14 protein-coding genes are annotated in these 18,942 nt (G+C 49.6%); 4 read left to right on the top strand and 10 right to left on the bottom strand.

Going from position 1 to position 18,942, the window contains the following annotated elements:
• Positions 1 to 30 precede the first annotated feature (30 nt).
• Genes EFA69_RS09375 through EFA69_RS09365 form a run of 3 tightly spaced genes read right to left on the bottom strand, consistent with a single transcriptional unit; the run spans position 31 to position 6,147 of the window.
• Positions 31 to 1,440 (bottom strand): PKD domain-containing protein, encoded by a 1,410-nt coding sequence (locus EFA69_RS09375; protein ID WP_148041316.1) that lies wholly within the window; start codon positions 1,438 to 1,440, stop codon positions 31 to 33.
• Between the two features lie 26 nt (positions 1,441 to 1,466).
• Complete coding sequence (locus EFA69_RS09370; protein ID WP_183906734.1) at positions 1,467 to 3,044, bottom strand: RagB/SusD family nutrient uptake outer membrane protein; 1,578 nt, start codon at positions 3,042 to 3,044, stop codon at positions 1,467 to 1,469.
• A gap of 10 nt (positions 3,045 to 3,054) precedes the next feature.
• The gene (locus EFA69_RS09365) at positions 3,055 to 6,147 is read right to left on the bottom strand and encodes a SusC/RagA family TonB-linked outer membrane protein (protein ID WP_123132829.1); all 3,093 of its coding nucleotides are present in this window, start codon (positions 6,145 to 6,147) and stop codon (positions 3,055 to 3,057) included.
• 281 nt (positions 6,148 to 6,428) lie between these two features.
• On the opposite strand from EFA69_RS09365, the gene EFA69_RS09360 reads away from it, so the two are divergent.
• The gene (locus EFA69_RS09360; protein ID WP_221175700.1) at positions 6,429 to 9,302 is read left to right on the top strand and encodes a triple tyrosine motif-containing protein; all 2,874 of its coding nucleotides are present in this window, start codon (positions 6,429 to 6,431) and stop codon (positions 9,300 to 9,302) included.
• Positions 9,303 to 9,418: 116 nt separating this feature from the next.
• On the opposite strand, the gene EFA69_RS09355 is transcribed toward EFA69_RS09360, so the two are convergent.
• The 5 genes from EFA69_RS09355 to EFA69_RS09335 form a co-directional block, all read right to left on the bottom strand.
• Complete coding sequence (locus tag EFA69_RS09355; protein ID WP_123132827.1) at positions 9,419 to 10,492, bottom strand: NADH:flavin oxidoreductase/NADH oxidase; 1,074 nt, start codon at positions 10,490 to 10,492, stop codon at positions 9,419 to 9,421.
• 184 nt (positions 10,493 to 10,676) lie between these two features.
• Complete coding sequence (locus tag EFA69_RS09350; RefSeq protein ID WP_123132826.1) at positions 10,677 to 11,372, bottom strand: hypothetical protein; 696 nt, start codon at positions 11,370 to 11,372, stop codon at positions 10,677 to 10,679.
• A gap of 67 nt (positions 11,373 to 11,439) precedes the next feature.
• A complete protein-coding gene (locus tag EFA69_RS09345) occupies positions 11,440 to 11,907 on the bottom strand; it encodes a MaoC family dehydratase (protein ID WP_123132825.1) in 468 nt (155 codons plus the stop codon).
• A 303-nt stretch (positions 11,908 to 12,210) separates the two neighbouring features.
• Positions 12,211 to 13,206: an OmpA family protein gene (locus EFA69_RS09340; protein WP_183906733.1), complete on the bottom strand. Its 996-nt coding sequence runs from the start codon at positions 13,204 to 13,206 to the stop codon at positions 12,211 to 12,213.
• A 281-nt stretch (positions 13,207 to 13,487) separates the two neighbouring features.
• Positions 13,488 to 14,198 (bottom strand): OmpA/MotB family protein, encoded by a 711-nt coding sequence (locus tag EFA69_RS09335; RefSeq protein ID WP_123132824.1) that lies wholly within the window; start codon positions 14,196 to 14,198, stop codon positions 13,488 to 13,490.
• Between the two features lie 509 nt (positions 14,199 to 14,707).
• Between EFA69_RS09335 and accD the strand changes: the two genes are divergently transcribed.
• From accD to EFA69_RS09320, 3 genes are all read left to right on the top strand, one after another.
• Positions 14,708 to 15,574, top strand: a complete 867-nt coding sequence (gene accD, locus EFA69_RS09330; protein ID WP_123132823.1) for an acetyl-CoA carboxylase, carboxyltransferase subunit beta — start codon at positions 14,708 to 14,710, stop codon at positions 15,572 to 15,574.
• Positions 15,575 to 15,790: 216 nt separating this feature from the next.
• Positions 15,791 to 16,501, top strand: coding sequence for an OmpA family protein (locus tag EFA69_RS09325; RefSeq protein ID WP_245964531.1), 711 nt, complete (start codon positions 15,791 to 15,793; stop codon positions 16,499 to 16,501).
• Between the two features lie 244 nt (positions 16,502 to 16,745).
• Entirely contained in the window at positions 16,746 to 17,354 is a 609-nt protein-coding gene (locus EFA69_RS09320) for a hypothetical protein (RefSeq protein WP_148041314.1), read from the top strand.
• 68 nt (positions 17,355 to 17,422) lie between these two features.
• On the opposite strand, the gene EFA69_RS09315 is transcribed toward EFA69_RS09320, so the two are convergent.
• Positions 17,423 to 18,070, bottom strand: a complete 648-nt coding sequence (locus tag EFA69_RS09315) for a DUF2238 domain-containing protein (RefSeq protein WP_123132821.1) — start codon at positions 18,068 to 18,070, stop codon at positions 17,423 to 17,425.
• A gap of 98 nt (positions 18,071 to 18,168) precedes the next feature.
• Entirely contained in the window at positions 18,169 to 18,888 is a 720-nt protein-coding gene (locus tag EFA69_RS09310; RefSeq protein WP_123132820.1) for an MBL fold metallo-hydrolase, read from the bottom strand.
• Positions 18,889 to 18,942 lie beyond the last annotated feature (54 nt).

The following is an 18,942-nucleotide window of genomic DNA, read 5'->3' as shown; positions in this document are numbered from 1 at the left end:
CATGTCTTGGGGCTATTCCCTTTTGAAATATTATGGCTCTAGTCTAAAGTCATCCAAAAAGAAAATGCCGGGGTTCCAGTGTGCTTCCCCACCAAACTGAATGACAATCCGGTCATAATCCTGGCGGGTGGCTGCGGCACCAAAATCAAAGGTAAGCTCTACCCATTCGCCCAACTGAGTAACCTGCTGAATCACTTCTGTTTGGGTGGTATAGGCATTACCTCCCAACTCAGAGTTCTGCAATTTGACAGAGAGCTGTTTCTGTAAGGTCTTTACTGGTGACCAAGATTCTGCTCCGCCCATAGTAGTATAGTCATTATAGCTGGGAACCAAAACTTTTATCTTGAATACATGGCGTTGCGACAAGTCTAGCTTATGGGTATATTGGATGTAAGCATTTCCATACTGATTGGCCTGTCCGCCTTGGCGGGTATACAAGGCCACTTTCTTAGAGGTATTAATGCCTGTTGGAGCCGGGTTGTCATAGCTCTCATTCAATAAAATGTTCTCTAGGTTCCAGGTGACATTGCCGTTGTCATCAAAGTTGTCATTGATATTGACAGACTTGATTGGTTTTGGGGTAACTGGCCGCTGGTAGCCTTTTCTAATGAAACGTTGATACCAAGCATTGGCGGGGGTTGCCGCGTCTAAATGGCGTACGTATAGTTCATCATTGGTAATGCTCAGAATCTCATATGTAGAGGTGCCGGTATAAAAACCCATAAATCCTCCTTTACTGATCACGATCTGGTTCTTAGCCCCTTCTACCAGACTCCAGTTCATATTGGCAGGAGGGGTATAGTCTAAAGTTACGTCATCGCCGGCTGTTCCTCCTAAGCCAGGTGCATTGGCACCGTTAGAGAAGCTTTTCCCATTATTATTGTAGATATAGCTGAAGCCTGCTAGTTTAAAGGTCATTTCATCATCATAAAGACCTTCACTGGCTTTGTCATTGGGAGGCGCTTGCCACCATTCTGGTGTAGTGCCGCCAACTGGGCCAACTCCCATGTGCCCGTAGGTGTTTCTGTCTACTATCCAGGTTTTTCCTTCCAATTGGTTGGGGCCGCCGGTTAACATGGTGTAGATTGGTCCTTCCAGCATAAGCGGGTTGGTAGTGGCAATGGTTACTTTCTGTGATTTAGTAACTACCCCGCCGTTGGTTAGGAGGGTAAGGGTAACGGTGTACTCATTGGCAATAGGGTAGGCGGCCTGAACCTCAGTGCCTTTGCCCTCTGCACCATTGCCAAAGTCCCACATGGCAATACCTGTTGAGGTAGACCTGAAGTGAAGAATATTAGAGTTCTCCGGATCTGGGGTAACTGTGAAATTTATCTGGTCAGCGGTAGGGACAGGATCTAGCTCTGGATCATCCATTTCGCACCCTGCCCAACTAAAGGTAAGCAAACAGAGGGCTGTTATATAGCTTATATATTTTCTCATGGTTAAAGTGTCAGTTAATTGGTGAATTAGTAGCCTGAATTTTGAGTTAATGTACCAGCAGACAAATCAATTTCGCTTTGCGGAATAGGCAGGAATCCTTTCCGGGCAGTGTTGAATTGGATGTTGAAGTCACTGAGAGAACCAACATAGTTAGCAGGTAATGAAGACCTGTTAACAGTAATTGCGGCATTGGCGTCGTTCAAGCCATAGCGGAGCAGATCCCAGTAGCGTATTCCCTCTAGTGCGAGCTCCAGCCTGCGTTCTTGTCTAATGTTCTCCAGAGTGGCGAGCACTGGGTCCAGGTCTACTCTTCTTCTTACCCTGTCAAGGTAATCTTGGCCATCTGTGCCAGTCAGGACACTTAATTCAGCAGCCATGAGCAGTACGTCTGAGAATCGGATAGAACGGTAATTGTTACCCCAGTTTAGTTCTAGCTGGCCATCCTCCCTGAGGTATTCTACAGAAGTAGTATATTTTTTGCTGAAATAGCCGGTGTGTTGGTAGCCTAAATTCAAGTTGCTCCGTCCGCCTACTTCCTCTTCGGTTAAAATAGTGGCTTCGCGTCTTGGGTCATCATTTGAAAAAGCGTTATACAGCTCTTGGGTAGGAGTAGCCGTACTCCAACCTGCCACATAATTTAAACCAGTGGCTTCTCTAATGCGTGGCCCTTGTTGCTGCGGTTGCATGTTACCTTCGCCGCCATGGATATAGCCCCAGTCCCACCAAGGATTTTCGTCTGAATATGAAATTTCCCACACAGACTCAATACTGAACTCATTGGCTCTAGTGAAATTGTCTGCGTAGTTATCCAGCAGGGCATGGCCACTCTGGGTAATAACTTCTTCTAATTGTTGGCGGGCGTACTGAGCGTCTACCGTAACATCACCAGCCTGCATTTCTTGGTTGTAGACACCTTTATAGAAAAGATAGGCTCTTGCTAGCAGAGCTTTCGCGGCCCATCTGGTGGCTCGTCCGCCGCTGGCTCGCAAATTAGAAGAAGGCAGATCTGCCATGGCTTCCACTAAGTCTTTGGCAATCTGGTTATAGACTTCTTTAGGGGTAGCGGCAGGCTGGTTATACTCACTAGGCGCCAGCGGTTCCAGGATCAATGGTACATTTTCATAGAAGCGCACTAAATCTAAATAGAAGTGGGCTCTCAGGAATTTGGCTTCGGCTTTGGTCCTCTTCTTGAAATCTTCTGGGGCTTCAATAGCGTCAATGTTTGAGAGTAGGGCATTTGCCCGGCTAATCCCTACGTAGTGTTTTTTATACAGGCCCCATACTTCACCATTGGTAGTGAGTACCCGGTGGCGGTCCATCTCTAGAAGAGAAGGTTCTGAGCTTGGCTGCCCGCCAGAGTAGGAGTCATCAGATAGAATGTCCAATACCAATGGAGTTGTATGATAGCCGCTCACAGTGTTCCATTGCAGTACATCATATGTACCAATCAATGCTTCTGTGGCCTGGGCCTGTGTTTTGAAGAAGTTATTTTCAGTTAAGTCTGCCAGGGGCTCTTTGTCTAGAAAATCCTCACAGCTCAAGGTGCCGTAGGTGAGCAGCCCCATTAGTAGGAATCTGGAAGTTTTTATGGCTATATTTTTCATGGAATTCACATTAGAAAGTAACATTGAAACCAAATCTGAAGGTTTTAGACTGTGGATACACACCTCTGTCTACACCAATGTCAATTGACCCTCTGGCACCAATCTCCGGATCAAAACCGCTGTAGTTGGTGAAGGTGAGCAAGTTGTCTGCTGATACATATACCCGCAGTTTCTGAATATGCAATTTGGTGAGGACAGAGCTCGGCAGGTTGTAGCCTAATTGCAGGGTTTTCAGCCGTACGAAATCTCCGTCCTCTATGTAAAGATCAGACGGTCTGGTGTAGTTGCCGTTGGTATCGTTTCTTGTAAATCTGGGATATTCATTGGTAGTGCCCTCGCCGGTCCAACGGTTAAGGAATCTGGTTTGCATATTGGCGTCAGGCAGATCATACCGGCGTGTACCGTTAAAAATCTGGTGGCCAAAGGCACCGTAAAAGAAGGCACTCAAGTCAAAGTTTTTAAAATCTAAACCCAGATTGAAGCCACCTACCACTTTAGGAGTTGGGTTTCCTATGCTCGTGCGGTCTTTGTCGTCAATGGTGCCATCATTGTTTAAGTCCACAAATCTGGCATCGCCGGGCTGGGCGAGTGGCTGGATCAAGCTTCCTTCTTTGGCGTGGGCTTCAACCTCTGACTGGTTCTGGAAGATGCCGTCTGTTTTATAGCCATAGAAGTAACCAATTGGGTAACCGGGTTCCGCTCTGGAAATAACTCCGTATGTGGAGTAGCTGCCACCAGTCAGTAGTTGCTCGGCATTGTTGATATAGAGAACCTCATTCTTGTTGAGGCTACCATTTAGCCCAAGTGAATAGCCTAGGCCTCCAACTTTATTTTGGTACGTAAGGGCCAGCTCAAGACCTGAGTTCCTAACGGCACCACCGTTAGCGGCATAAGGATCAAGCCCTACAGAGGCTCTGATGGGTGCGAAAATGAGCAGGTCTTTCGTCGTCTTTACATAATAGTCAGCGGTGAAGGTGAAGGCATTGTTCAGGAAAGAAAGATCAATCCCTACGTTGGTCTGCTCCACCGTTTCCCATCTTAAGTCTGGGTTTTCATTTCTTATCAAGGAAGAACCACTGATGTAGCCGCTACCATTTTCGGTATAGAAGGTATAGCCTCTGCCTACACCAACCGGTGATGACGTAGGATAATCCCCATTGAGCTCTTCATTGCCATTCTGCCCCCAAGATGCTCTGATTTTGAAAAAGTTAATTGAAGCAATTTGTGGGAAGAAAGGTTCTTCAGACAAGATCCAGCCTACTGAAACTGCTGGATAAGTGGTATATGGGTTGTTTTTTCCTACACGTGAAGAACCGTCCCGCCTTAAGCTGGCAGACAATTGGTATTTCTCTTTGAAGGAATAGTTTACCCTTCCAAATACCCCCACCAAAGATCTTTCAGAGGCTCCCCCGGTAGCTCGGGCACTCTCAGTGTCTGTGGCAAGGTTGAGGTAAGCTTTTCGTGGATCTGTGGTTACCAAGCCGGTGTTGGAGCCATACAACCCTTCGTCTCTTCCTTGAAGGAAGGTAGACCCAACGGTTGCTTCTACTTTGTGGTCGCCAAAGGTTTTGTTGTAGCTGAAATAGTTGTCGTTTTGCCAGGTGTAATAGCGATCTGTACTTCTTGAGACGCTGGAGGTAGAATTCTTCTGCGCCTCATTTAAATAGTAGATTGGGCTATAGCCAGTTGTATTCACATAGGCCAGGTCAATAGAGAAACTGGAGCGGAAGCTAAGGCCTTCTATGATTTTTATCTCAGCGTAGCCATTACCCACAAATTTATCTACTGTGGTTACGCCATTCATGAGATGCAGACGGGCCAGCGGGTTCACTACTTCCTGTGCCACATTGCGTGAAATAGCAAAGACACCATTCGCATCCCTCACTACCGGATTAGAAGAGTAGGGGGCATTGTTTAGAATATCGGGATCTGTCTCGTAGATTGGGGTAAGAGGGTCTAGATTGATTGCATTGCTTAAAATGCCCCCAAACTCCTGGTTAGCATCAAACGATCTGCGGTTAATATGAGTGTAAGACAGATTAGTACCCACCTTCAAAAACTCTTTTACTTGGTTGTCAGCATTGATGCGGGCTGTATAGCGTTTAAAATTAGATTTGTCTCCGCCTACAATGCCGTCTTGGTCAAAATAAGAGAAAGCTGCCGCATAGCCAGATTTGGCCGTACCGCCGCTAATAGTGAGTTGGTGGTTAGTGATCAGGGCATTTTTTTCAAAGACGGCATCCTGCCAGTCTGTGCCGCCGCTAAACTGATTGACATCGGGAAATTTTGGGGCTTGGCCGGCATTCATAGCACCCTCGTTCATCATGATGGCGTATTCACGGGCATCTAATAGCTTCAGTTTGCGCCATGGGTTCTGAATTCCCGCATATCCGTCATAGGAGACATGCATATCACCGTCCCGTACCCCTTGCTTAGTTGTAATCATGACCACTCCGTTACCAGCTCTAGCACCGTAGATAGCGGCGGCGGCGGCATCTTTAAGGACATCTATTTTCTCAATGTCGCCAGGGTTGAGGTAATCTATGCCTCCTACAATGAACCCATCTACCACATAAATAGGAGAGGAAATACCTGTAGAGCCAATCCCTCTGATTCTTATGGTAGGGGCATCGCCGGGCTGGCCAGATATGTTAGTGGTTTGTACCCCTGCTACACGTCCCTGCAACGCTTGTTCCACCCTAGTAATAGGAGTTTGGGTAATTTCTTCTGGGGTAACAGAAGAAATAGCTGTGGTTACTTCCCGTCTCAATTGGGTGCCGTAGCCTACTACTACCACCTCTTCCAAAGCTCTGGCATCTTCCTGTAACGAGACATTGACGGTAGTTCTACCATTGATAGGCTCTTCCTTAGAAATGAATCCTATATAAGAGAAAACAAGTGCTGTAGCGGAAGTGGGTGCCTGTATCTGGAAATTTCCGTCCACGTCTGTAGAGGCACCGGCCGTGGTTCCTTTTACCACCACACTCACACCGGGAAGGGGCTCGCCTCCTCTGGCCGAAGTGACACGCCCCCTTATGGTGGTCTGGGCGAGAGCTATCCCACAGAGGTGGAAGAGCAGAAATACTAGTAGATTTTTCTTCATGTGTTAGGTTGGTTATAGGTCATATGGCTTGCGGTGAAGCTGTGCTAAAAGTAGAAGGAAAGTCCCCGTTTCCGCTAATGAGGTACTACATCATTACTACATCAAAGGGCAGTTAACCACTACATCAGCATTACATCAACTGGTGAAAAAGCCGTTTTTGAGAGGGTTTGATAAGTTTTTGAAAATAAACAGCTATAAAATTAACTTTTAGCAATTACATCATTACATTTAGATAGTATTATGTGAATGTCATATTTATTATGCTCAGGGAAAAGGTTCTGATGCGTCTGGTTGTGCTGCTGCTGGGAGTCATTGCCTCTACAGCACAGGCACAACACTACTTCTTCGGGAACCCTATCATCCGGAACTACAAGCCCGAGGAATTCAAGGGAGGTATCCAGAGTTGGGGTATTGTGCAGGATGACCGGGAGATTCTCTACATCGCCAACAACTTCGGGTTGCTGGAGTTTGACGGTGCTACCTGGAATCTATACTCTTCTAAAAAGGGTACGAAAGTGCGCTCTGTCTACGTGGGGGGAGATGGCAGAATCTACATAGGTAGCCAAGCTGATTTTGGGTACTTCGCACCAGATGAACAGGGTACGCTTCAATATTTCTCCCTGGTGGATAGCCTGCCGGAGAAACACCGGAATTTTGACGAAGTATGGCGAATCTATGAACAGGGAGGCCGCATCTATTTCTTCACGTTCAAAAACATTTACTCCTATAAACCGGGCAAACCCATTGAAGTGATTGTGCCGGGTAACCCCTTAGAGTTTTCTTTTCAGGTCAACAAGGAACTATACTCCTTGGTGTGGGGGCAGGGGTTGTCTGTGTTGGAGAACCACCGGCTTAGGCTTTTGCCGGGAGGTGATTTTTTCGCCTATAAGCAGATAGCCTCCATTCTGCCTTTTGACAAGAACCAGAAGATTATCTTTACCATCAATGACGGTGTTTTTCTATATGATGGCCACAGCGTCACTCCCTTCAAGATAGATCAAAGGCAAATCAAGGAGAAGCTGATTATTAACCAGGCGCTGCTGTTAAAAGACGGAAACTATGCGCTGGCTACCCAAAACAAAGGTTTGGTGCTCCTCAACGCAGAAGGGCAACTGCTCCTGAACGCCACATTAGAGGATGGGCTGCTGGACAACACCATTCATACGCTCTATCAAGACACCCAGGAAAATATCTGGCTGGGTCTTAACAACGGTATCTCTATGGTGGAACTGAGCTCACCGTTTAGTCGCATAGATGGTACCATGGGTATATCTGGTACGGGGTACGCGGCCAATCAAAAAGGAAATACGCTTTACCTGGGCACCAACAGCGGCTTGTTCGTCACAGATCTTACGGCGCCAAAGCGGAGATTCTCGCTGGTGCCCAACAGTACCGGGCAAGTGTACCACCTCAACCAATTGGAGGGGCACATCTTCATGGGGCACCACAACGGGCCTTATTTCATCAAAGACGGCAAGGCTGGATTGATGAGCCCTGAGAACGGCGCCTGGGAGTTCGTGCCCGTACCTAACCAGCCCGACAAGGTGATCATGGGAAGCTACAAAGGCATCAGCCTGCTGGCGTCTTCTGAGGACGGACTGCATTTCCTGCACAAATTCAAGGGATTGGAAGAGTCTTCGCGGGTGCTGGAGTTTGACAAAAATGGGGAGCTCTGGATGGCACACGGTTACAAAGGCCTGTTCAGGATTATGTTTGACCCCAAATTGGAGAAAATCACCTCTATTAAATTCTATAATTCTAAACACGGTCTGCCCTCTAACCAACTGGTGAACATGGAGAAGATCAAGGGCGAGTTGATTTTCCCGGCTTTGTACGGCGTATATCGTTTTGATAAAAGCAAAGACAGGTTTATCCAGGACAAGGAATACTCAAAATTGTTTGCCCCAAATGAGCACATCATTGAGATGGAGGAAGATGTGCAGGGTAACATCTACTTCATCTCTGACCAGCGCGTAGGCAGAATCACTGTAGATAGGTTCGGGAAACTCACCCTGCAAGACCATCTGTTCCGGAACCTGCGCGAACAGTTGAACGATGACCTCAGTTTTATTCAAGTGCTGGATGTAAACAATGTGCTGTTTGGGGCTAAGGAAGGATTTATCCATTACAATGCCGCCAGGGCAAAACCTCTGCTGCCGTTCCATACCCGCCTGGCCCAAGTGCTCTCTATCTCCAATGAAGCAGATTCGCTTTTGCTGTCGGGCCGGAAATTAGACAAAGCCACTGGCACAGAGTTGCCTTACGCTTTCAATTCCCTGCGTTTTGTGTACGCTTCTTCTTTCTTTGAAAAACCTGAGAAAACACAGTACCAGTATTTCCTAAAGAACTTTGACACCCGCTGGTCAGACTGGACCACCAAAACCGAGAAGGAATACACCAACCTGCCCGAGGGAACCTATGTGTTCCACGTGCGGGCCCGCAACATTTACGGCACCATCAGCGAAGCCAAGCGCTTTGAGTTTGTAGTGAATCCACCCTTTTACCGCAGTAAGTGGGCATATACCATTTACACGCTGCTAGGCTTTCTACTGCTGGGAGCCGCTTTCTACCAAGTAGACAAGCGGTTTAAAACCGAAAAACGACGCATTCTCTTAGACAAAGAGCGCAAATTAGGGCAGAAGGAGATTGAGATCCGGCAGATCACAAACCAGAGCGAGCAGGAAATTGACCGGTTGCGCGGAGAGAAATTCCAAGCCGAGCTTGACCACAAAAACCGGGAGCTGACGTATTCCACCATTCACCTCATCAACAAAAACGAGCTGCTCAACAACGTAAAGCTGGAACTACAGGAAATCCTGAAAAACGGCGGGAGCATAGCCCCTCAGGAAGAGCTGAAGAAGATCATCAGGAGCATTGACCACAACATTACCAGCGAGGCCGATTGGAAGCAGTTTGAGCTGCATTTTAACCATGTGCATGGTGATTTTATTCACCGGTTACAAGACCGGTTTCCTAACCTCACGCCGCAGGAAATCAAACTCAGTACGTATCTGCGCCTCAACCTCACCACCAAAGACATCGCCCAGTTGCTCAACATCTCCGTGCGCGGGGTGGAGATTAGCCGTTACCGCCTCAGGAAGCGCCTCTGCCTGGACCGCAGCGAAAACCTCACGGATTTTATGCTGAAGTTCTAGTGTGCTTGTTCTAAAACTTTTGCTGATGGATGTGCAACCCATAAAATGCGTTTAGGGGCTCTTTTTAGAAAAAGAGCCCCTAAACGCATTTTATGGGTTGATAAGAGTCCTAAAAATTAGGACCTGAACTTAGCTCGTTCATACTGCACCGGCCACTCTACCTCGTCGTGTAGTTCATGCGCCGCCCGCAACGGGAAATTAGGATCGCGGAGCGACTGCCGGGCGATGAGTACCAGATCGGCTTGGCCAGTAGAAATAATGGTTTCGGCTTCCTGAGGGGTGGTGATGATGCCCACGGCACCCGTCATGATGCCCGCCTGCTTTTTGATGCTTTCCGCGAAGCGCACCTGGTACAGCGGCCCCACCGGAATAGGGGCTTTGGGTACGTTACCGCCGGTGGAACAGTCAATCAAATCTACCCCGTGCTCTTTCAGGAGAGAGGCAAGTTTAATGGAGTCTTCCTCCGTCCAGCCGCCTTCGGTCCAGTCAGTGGCGGAGAGGCGCACGGACAAGGGGTTTTCCGCGGGCCACACTTCCCGCACGGCTTTGGTTACTTCCAACAGCAGCCTTGCTCGGTTCTCGAAGGAGCCGCCGTAGGCATCGGTGCGGTGGTTGCTCAGCGGCGACAGGAACTCGTGGAGCAGATACCCGTGCGCTCCGTGCAGCTCAATCACTTTGAAGCCTACTTCCAGCGCCCGGCGGGCGGCCTCCCTGAAATCAGAGATCACTTTGTCTATGCCAGCTTGGTCCAGGGCCAGGGGCGTGGACTCGCTTTCCAGGAAGGGAACGGCGCTGGGAGCCACGGTTTGCCAACCGCCGTCGGCATCTGGCGGAATGGCGGCTCCGCCTTTCCAGGGGGACTGGTGGCTGGCTTTGCGTCCGGCGTGCGCCAGCTGAATTCCCGCCACTGATCCCTGGCTCTCTATAAACGAGACAATGCGCTGCAGAAACGGCATGTGCTCGTCTTGCCAGAGGCCCAAATCGTCTGGCGTGATACGGCCTTCCGGCGAAACGGCGGTGGCTTCAAAGATGATGAGCCCGGCACCGCCCACCGCCCGGCTCCCCAGATGCACCAAATGCCAGTCATTGGCAAAACCGTCCTGCGCTGAATATTGGCACATAGGTGAAACTACAATCCGGTTTTTCAGCCGGAGGCCCCGGATTTGCAAAGGGGTGAAGAGAGTGCTCATAGTGTTTGCGTTAACCAAAGCTTATCATACTGCCTCCGCTGCGCAATGGTTCTGAAAGGGCCTAACGCAGCACTTCCGTTTAGGGGTCGTTTTTCCAAAAACGGCCCCTAAACGGAAGTGCTGCGTTAGGCTAGAAAATTTTTGCTAGTGTTACCTGCCTAGGGTTAGAAAGCAATTTGTTTCTCTATAATGAATTGTAGAAAACAATGGCTTGGGCTAAGCCAGCGTCTTCTTTCAGATTAATCTTTTTAGAGGAGATATATGTTTCTAACTGTGTCACTTTTGCTTTATCTTGTAAAGCTTCTAACACTGATTTTTTGTCTTTCTTGATTTTAGAAAGTGTGTTGCCGTTGGCTAGGTAATATCTTTGGGTAGACCTGATTTGTTTTGTTTTGTAAGTGTTGCCGTCTGCCCGTTCTTCAACAATAGACTTAGTGGTCCTTTTCAGGAGAGAGACTTTCCCATCAGTGAGAATTTCATAAAACGACTTTTCTGAAGCTCCGTCAACAGGAACGTACCCATTTCTAAAAATCTTTTCATTGATGACCTGTTTATTCCCTGCCTCCCAGATAGAGAATTCTTTCACAGGGTACATAAAAGCTTTAGGGCGTGCATCTTCTAAACTAAAGATTAATTCATCTTTCAGTTGGTCATACTGTAGTTTTAATCCTTCATAGACAGTACCGTTCTCCAGTTTGACTTTCCCATCAGCCCAATTTTCAAAAAGATAAGGAGTGCCCTTTAAGCCATTATAAGTTTTGCCAACATAACGCACATCTTGTAGATCGGTGGATACGGTTACTCCCTGCGCTTTTAATTGGGAATTTAGAGCAAAGGAGAAAAGTAAAATGCCGATTCCCTTATTTATAATAAATTTCATCTGTTAACATGTTTTATAATGTAATTAATATAAACAATATAATACTAATTTACTTCCTTAACAAAGACTATTGATTAAAATGGTACAAGAACGTGATGACCCCAGTGAAGGCCGGCTTTTTGCTGTTCTCAATTTCCATGGTTACTTCCAGGCGGGCTTTGGTCACGCCGCGCAGGTCTTTAGCAGATAGCAGTTTCACGCGCAGGCGCAGCGCAGAGTTGACTGCTACGGCCTGGTTGAACCGCAGACTCTCAATCTCATAGTTTACCTGCATTTTAAGGTTCTCCATGTGGATGATCTGACCCCAAAGATAGGGCAGCAGGGAGACGGTGAGGTAGCCGTGGGCGATGGTGCTCTTGAACGGCGATTCGGTTTGGGCCCGCTCCGCATCCAGGTGGATCCATTGGTGGTCTAAGGTAGCGTCGGCGAATAGGTTGATCTGCTCTTGCGTGACGGTATGGTACTCAGAAACACCTATCTCTTTGCCTTCATATTGTTGCAATTCTTCAAAACTGCGGATAATGGTCTTGCTCATGGGGTAAAGTCCTCTTTAACTGGTAATGATGGGCACCGGGCGTAGATGCTCAACTGCCAAAGTAAAGGCTTGTTTCTGAAAGGTAATGCAGATAGTGCCAGAAAAATAAGCAGGACATCAGAAAAAATCGGCTTTGAGCATGATTATGCGTATCTGATTCTAGAGGTGTACTCGCTAATCCGTTCCGAAACTGCAACCCAGCGCGATAAAAAAACCGCCAGCTGTGTGGCTGGCGGTTTTACTCAGTTTTTGAAAAAACGGCCGCTAAACGGAAAGTTGTTCCTACTGGCCTATAGAGTTAGATTAATTAGCTTCCAGAATCTGGAACAGCTCATCTAATTTAGGCGTGAGGATGATCTCAGTACGGCGGTTTTTCTGGCGGGCCTCGGCGGTTTTGGCAGGATCTAGCGGTACGTTCTGGGCCCGGCCGGAAGGTGTGATTTTAGGCCCGGCTAACCCAGCGTTGGTCAGGATGCGGGTGATTTCGGTGGCACGGAGCACGCTCAGGTCCCAGTTATCTTGCATGCCGGCGGTACCGCGGGCCACGGGCACGTCATCGGTGTGCCCTTCCACCAGCACGTTCACGTCTTGTTGGTCTTTGAGGGCGGTGGCCAGTTTGCGCAGGGCGTCCTGGCCTTTGGCGTCTACCTTGGTAGAACCTGATTTGAAGAGCAGCTGCTCAGAAAGCGATACATACACTTTGCCGTTGCGCACGTCTACAAACAGGTCTTTGCTGTTGAAGCCTAGCAGAGCGTTGCTTACTTTGGCGCGCAGGGCGTTCACGGCTTTGTCTTTCTCCGCTAAGATGCGCTCCAGCTCGTTCAGGCGGGCTTCACGGGCTTTCAGGTCGTTGCTCAGCTGGTCTACCTGGGAGCGGTTCTTGGTGAGGGCCTCGTTGAGTTTGTTCAGTTCGTCATCGCGGCGGGCCAGGTCTTTAGACAGTTTGGAAGACTCCAGCGCGCTGTTGGCCATGAGGCGGTCATGGTTTTTGATGAGCTTGTCATAGGTGGCGCTCAGGTCTGCGTATAGCGCCTGGGTTTTGCGGAGGGTAGAACCCAACAGAGTAGTATCGGCGGCCAGCTGGGAGCGGTACTCAGTGAGGTCGGCTACCTGTTTGGTCAGTTCAGCGGTCTCCTTTCTGTTTTTGGAGAGTGCGCTCTGGCAATCGGCTTTGTCCCGCTCCAGTTTTACTTTCTGGGCCAAGAGGGCGTTGTATTTCTTGGTGGTGGTACAGGAACCCAGCAGGCAAGTGCTTAAAAGTGCTACACCGGCAAGCCGGAAAAAGGGTTGTTTTAACATGGCAGGGCTGCGTAAAATTAAATTATGCTGTTCTAAGGGTTTAGTCTGTTGCAGGTTTGGTTAAGTGCTTCTTACTGTTTAAATGTGTCAGAGACAGAGCCTCTACAGGTACCCAAAGACAGGGCCAGTGGGTGTGTGACTCAAACAAGCCTTTCTGTTTAGGAAGCTTTTTCGCAAAATAAGGCTAAAAACGGAAGAAGCCGGACTAAAAGCCCGGCTTCTTGTATAAATACTAAACTCTGTGAGGCTTGTCCAATGAACTGGCGCCTGGGCAGAGGAAATTAGTTTGTCTGAATCAGCTTCAGGATTTTGTCAAAGTTAGGAGCCAGGATGATCTCTGTGCGGCGGTTGCTCTGGCGAGCTTCCGGCGTACGGGTCATGGCTACCGGCGTGTACTGGCCACGACCGGCCGGCACCACCATTTGCGGAGGCACCCCGTTGTTGATGAGCAAACGGGTAATCTCTGTGGCGCGCAGTACGCTCAGGTCCCAGTTGTCTTTGTAGGTGATGTTGGCCGAAGCCACGGCTACGTCATCGGTGTGGCCTTCAATCACAATTTCCGTGTCGCGCTGCGTTTTGATGGCGTTCGCCAGTTTCCCCAGGGCCGACTGTCCGTTAGGGTTTACTTTGGTGCTGCCGGAGGCAAAAAGAAGTTTCTCTGGCATGGTCACGTACACTTTCCCTTCGCGGATGGATACGGTGAGTCCCTGCTCCTGGAACCCTTTCAGGGCTTCGTTTACAGAGGCTCTCAGCTCATTGAGGATTCTTTCTTTCTGGGCAATCTGTTGTTGGTATTGCGCAAGTTTGGCATCACGGTCACGCAGATCGGCGTTGGCTTGCTCCAGGCTGCGCTGTGCAGCAGTTTTCTCTTGTTCCAGCGCATTTTTGCTTGCTTCCAGTTCTTTGTATTTCTTAGACGAGACACAGGAACCAAGAACGGCTACTCCCAGAATCATAGCGGCGGCGGAAGAGGCGAATCGTGTTTTCTTCATAGGTGGCTTATTTGTTTTTTATTGTTTGTAGAGGCAAAGATAGCAGATCATTTGAGAAGCTTGTCCTTAAAGCGCAAACCTTGCCCTGCAAACGGTACAGGCGGCCCCAGAATTGCCCTGCGCCTTAAAATTAACCCATAAAATTTTTAAACCGTTGATTGTTAGTTGAATGCTTGCTCAGTGGGTATTTATTATAAATGATCGTTTCTTGGCATTGCCTTTTTGCGTTTAGGGGCTCTTTTTTCAAAAACAGGCGCTAAACGTAAAGGGCCGCTGCACCGGGTGAGCCCTCTCCAAAGAAGCCAACAGCCTTGCCTGTGCCACTGAGGAAAGTCTGTAGAACCATTGGCGCGCAAAACCGGTACTAGGCTTTGGCAGGGGGAGAGATTGGGTTTTAGGCGGTAAGCTAGGGCGCTTCCTTTTCTTTTCTATCTTTGCACGTTCAAAAGTAACTGCTTGCGGTTTTCCCGCTGGAGACTTCAATTGTTGAAAAACCTTTAGAGCATCATATGGCTTGGTTTAAAAGAGTAGAAAAAGGGATCGTCACCCCAACGGAGCAGAAAAAAGAAACCCCAGACGGCCTGTGGCACAAGTGCCCGGAGTGTAAAACCGTCATTAGCACGGCAGAACACCGGCAACAGCTGTACACCTGCCCTAAATGCGACCACCATGACCGCATCAACTCTCATGAGTACTTTGAGATCTTGTTTGACGGAAACCAATTCCAGGAACTGGATGAGAACCTCTCGTCTTCAGATCCGCTCCACTTCGTGGATACCAAACCGTACCCAGACCGTATTGTAGCCACGCAGCGCAAAACCAACCTGAAAGACGCCGTACGCACCGCCCACGGCACCATGAACGGGGTAGATCTGGTAGTGGCCTGTATGGACTTCAACTTCATTGGCGGTTCTATGGGTTCTGTGGTAGGCGAGAAGATTGCCCGTGCCATTGACTACAGCCGCGCCCACAAAATCCCGTTCCTGATGATCTCCAAATCTGGGGGAGCGCGCATGATGGAAGCCGGTTACTCTCTAATGCAGATGGCCAAAACCTCTGCCAAGCTGGCCCTGCTGGCCGAGGAGAAAATCCCGTACATCTCTTTGCTCACAGACCCAACCACCGGAGGCGTGACCGCTTCCTTCGCCATGCTGGGCGATTTTAATATTTCTGAACCGGGGGCGCTCATCGGCTTTGCCGGACCGCGCGTGATCAAAGAAACCATTGGCAAAGACCTGCCCAAAGGCTTCCAGAGCGCCGAGTTCGTGCTGGAGCACGGCTTCCTTGATTTCATTGTGCACCGTAAAGAGCTGAAGCAGCGTTTGGCAGATTTGCTCAACCTGCTGCGCCCAGAGGTAACCGTTGCTAATGCCTAGTGCTTAGGAAACCAACCTATAGCTATTGATAAGTAGCGCGAAATAACCGTTAAAGACCTGTTCTCACCCAGAGCAGGTCTTTTAAATTTTGTTCTGGCACGATTATTATTGCAGTAAATATAGATTGAGGACTATGTCTGAACATTTTGCGTATAAATCAGTATGTAACCCCAATTACTAAACCTTTTAAGCACACTTTAACCAAAAAACACAACTATGAAATTTCTAAAAGGAACATTGACAGCCATGTTAGCCGGAAGCTTGCTTTTCTCTTCCTGCCAATCAAGCCAGACGGCCAGCACTAGCGATACAACCCAGAAAAAAGGAATGAGCAAAACAGCCAAAGGCGGTATCTTCGGAGCTGGCGGTGGAGCGGTTTTAGGCGGTATCATTGGCAAAGCCACTGGTAACACTGCCCGCGGCGCTATCATTGGAGCAGCCGTGGGAGGCGCCACCGGTGCGGTGATCGGTCGCCGGATGGACAAGCAGGCCGCTGAGCTGGAGCGTGAAATGAAGAACGCCCAGGTGGAGCGCGTGGGCGAGGGGATCAAAGTAACTTTTGACGCCGGTCTTCTGTTTGCCACCAACTCCGCAGATTTGCAGGCTTCTTCCAGAGCAGATATCCAGAAACTGGCCGAGACGCTGAAGAAATACCCCGGTACCAACGTGCTGGTGGAAGGCCACGCCGATAACACCGGTAACGACGCCATCAACCAGCCCCTTTCTGAGCGCAGAGCCCAGTCTGTGGCCAATTACGCCATCTCTTTAGGAGTAGAGCCTAACCGCATCCAGACCCGTGGTTACGGTTCTACCCAGCCGGTGGCCGACAACTCCACTGCCGCCGGACGTCAGCAGAACCGCCGGGTAGAGGTAGCCATCTTCGCCAGCGAGGAACTGAAGAAAGCCGCTGAGCGTGGTGAACTTTAAGCATTAGAGAGTAGCTTCTCTCCACCAAAAGGCTAGCCGTGAGGCTAGCCTTTTTTTATGTTCAATCTGCTGTGAAAACTGAGGCTGGTTTTGCTCTAATTCTGGAAAAACAGCCCCTAAACGCGCGGTGGTATTAGCAGGAAATTGCAAGGGAAAACGTGCCTGGCACACGGGAAACAAGCACCGGAATTCAACCTCTGGGCGTGGCCTGCGTTTAGGGAAGCTGAATCAACCGTATTACCAAATGCAGAAAATGACAAGAATGCTCTTCGGGCTGATGATAGGGGGAATGGCCCTGGGCAGCTGCGAACGCGTGAAAGATAAAGAAGCCGTTGCCGATTTACCGGAGACATCCGTGGAAGATACCCTTGTGCTCACCCCAGATACCCTAGAACTTGACACCGTGCTCACAGACGCGCAATTAGCCGCCTATGGCAGTGACGAGAACGACGGGGACTATGCGCAACCTCTAGACGGAAGCGAGGCCTCGGGAACCGCTGGAACTAGCGCTGGCGCAGAGAGCCAGGCACAGGAAGTAGACAATTCCCCTATTGCCGCGGCTCCGGCCCCGGCCAAGAAAGTGGCTCCCGCCAAAAAGAAATATGTGCGGCCCACGCAGCGGCAGTTGCAGAGCGCATTGGCACAGGATGCCCGCCGCTCTACCAGAATGGATTTGCCGCAGCTGAAGAACTACTGGCTCAAGCGGCAGCACTATTACCGCCGGGCCACCAAAGAAGTGAAATTTGTCTCCGGAGACACCAAGATCAAGATCTCACCGGAGGAAACCAAGATTGAAACCGCCCGCGGCAAAGTGAAGATTGAGGGCAATGACATCAAAGTGAAATACGATTAAATCTTGCCGCCTCCGTGTGTGCAGCGCGCCCGCTTTCCGTTTAGAGCCTGTTTTCAGAAAAAGAGCCTCTAAACGGGAAGCGGGCGTTTCTCTTTTCTGGTGAGACCCACGGCCAGCATGGTAAGAATGGCGCCCAGCAGGGCGATGGCAATATCTTTCTGCGCATCCCAGACATCGCCTTGTGTGCCCAAGTAGGCCATGCCCTGGGCGGGAAAGAAAACATCGGCTACAGACCATTCCATCAGTTCATAGAACGCGCCCAGGCTTACGGTCAAGTCTACCGGCAGCACATAACTGAAGAAAGGCCGCATGTTGGTGAGGCGCCAGAAAAGCTCGTGCATGGGGTACGCCAGCAGAAACCCGAAGCTGAAATGCACCAGCCGGTCATAGTGGTTGCGCTCCAGGTTGAGCTGGTCCTGCACCCAGAAGCCGAAGGGGTTCTCTGCGTACGTGTACTGGCTGCCGTAGGTGTGCAGCAGCATGAACAGGAACATGCAGGTGTAGCTGAAATCTGAGAACCGGTAATACCGGTAAAACACCACCAGCAGAATAACCGCCGAGAAAGTAAGCGTGTTCTCCAGCCACCAGTTCTTGAGGTCTGGCGTGTGGAAACCGGTATAAGCCCAGAAAGCGGTAAAAATTACGGCATAGGCAATGAGAAGCGGGTTTTGACGGAAATGCTCATGGGTTTTATCTGTTGCGAAAGAAAAGGCCATACACGGGTAGGTCTTAAGGGCTTGGCAAGGGAAAAGGCCTCCTGCTCCCTATGAGGGAGGCACTGCCTGTCTAAAGGATGCCGGTTCAAAATATGGATTTAATGCATGGCCTCCTGCAACAGCGAAGACAGCATGAGTTCCGGCTGGTGGTACACCAACGGGAACGGGTTGTCTGTAGGGCTTTTGGTTGGGTCACAGTGGTAGCCATAAATGTGGTAATCCTGGGCCAGCGGAATCAACTTTTTATAGTAGGTGTGGGCTGTATTCTGCTCGGAGAACGTGATGTCATGGAATACTGTGGTGGCTTTGGGCGGCATGCCGCGCAGGTAAGCGAAGAGCGCCTCGGGTTGGCCAATGTCGCCGGAGTAAACCAGTCGTTCTCCGTGGTCCTCAAAAATGTAGGCGTAGGTTTGCAGACGTTCGGCGTGTAGGCCATACGTATCTAGGGCAGTAATGCCGGGTAGCTCAGAGAGCGGCATGAACTCAGCGTATTTTTCGGGCTTCTGGAGCTGGAGCCGCAGAAACTCGTACAGTTCATCCCGGAAATCATCGTCGGGGTACAGAATGGTGGGCCGGCAGTTGGGGTTGAAGTAGTGGCAATGCAGCAGCACGTTGGCCAGGCTGCCGGTGTGGTCATTGTGCAGGTGCGTGAGCAGGATGTAATCTATGCCGCGGGTAAGCTGGTGCTCCCGCAGGGTAGGGTAAACGGTAAAGCCACAGTCCAGCAGCAGGGTGTGGCCCTTGAATTCTACTAATGCAGCAGAGTTGCCGTAGGCTACGTCAAAGGCTCCGCCAGTCCCTAAAAAGGTGAATTTCATAGCAATGGGGTAAGGCTTATAACCATTCTTAATGCACGAAGATTGAAACAGCGT

The organism is Rufibacter immobilis (assembly GCF_003721565.1).
GTDB lineage: Bacteria > Bacteroidota > Bacteroidia > Cytophagales > Hymenobacteraceae > Nibribacter > Nibribacter immobilis.
Note: the sequence above shows the minus strand (reverse complement) of the source record. Positions and strands in the feature narration are given on the sequence as shown.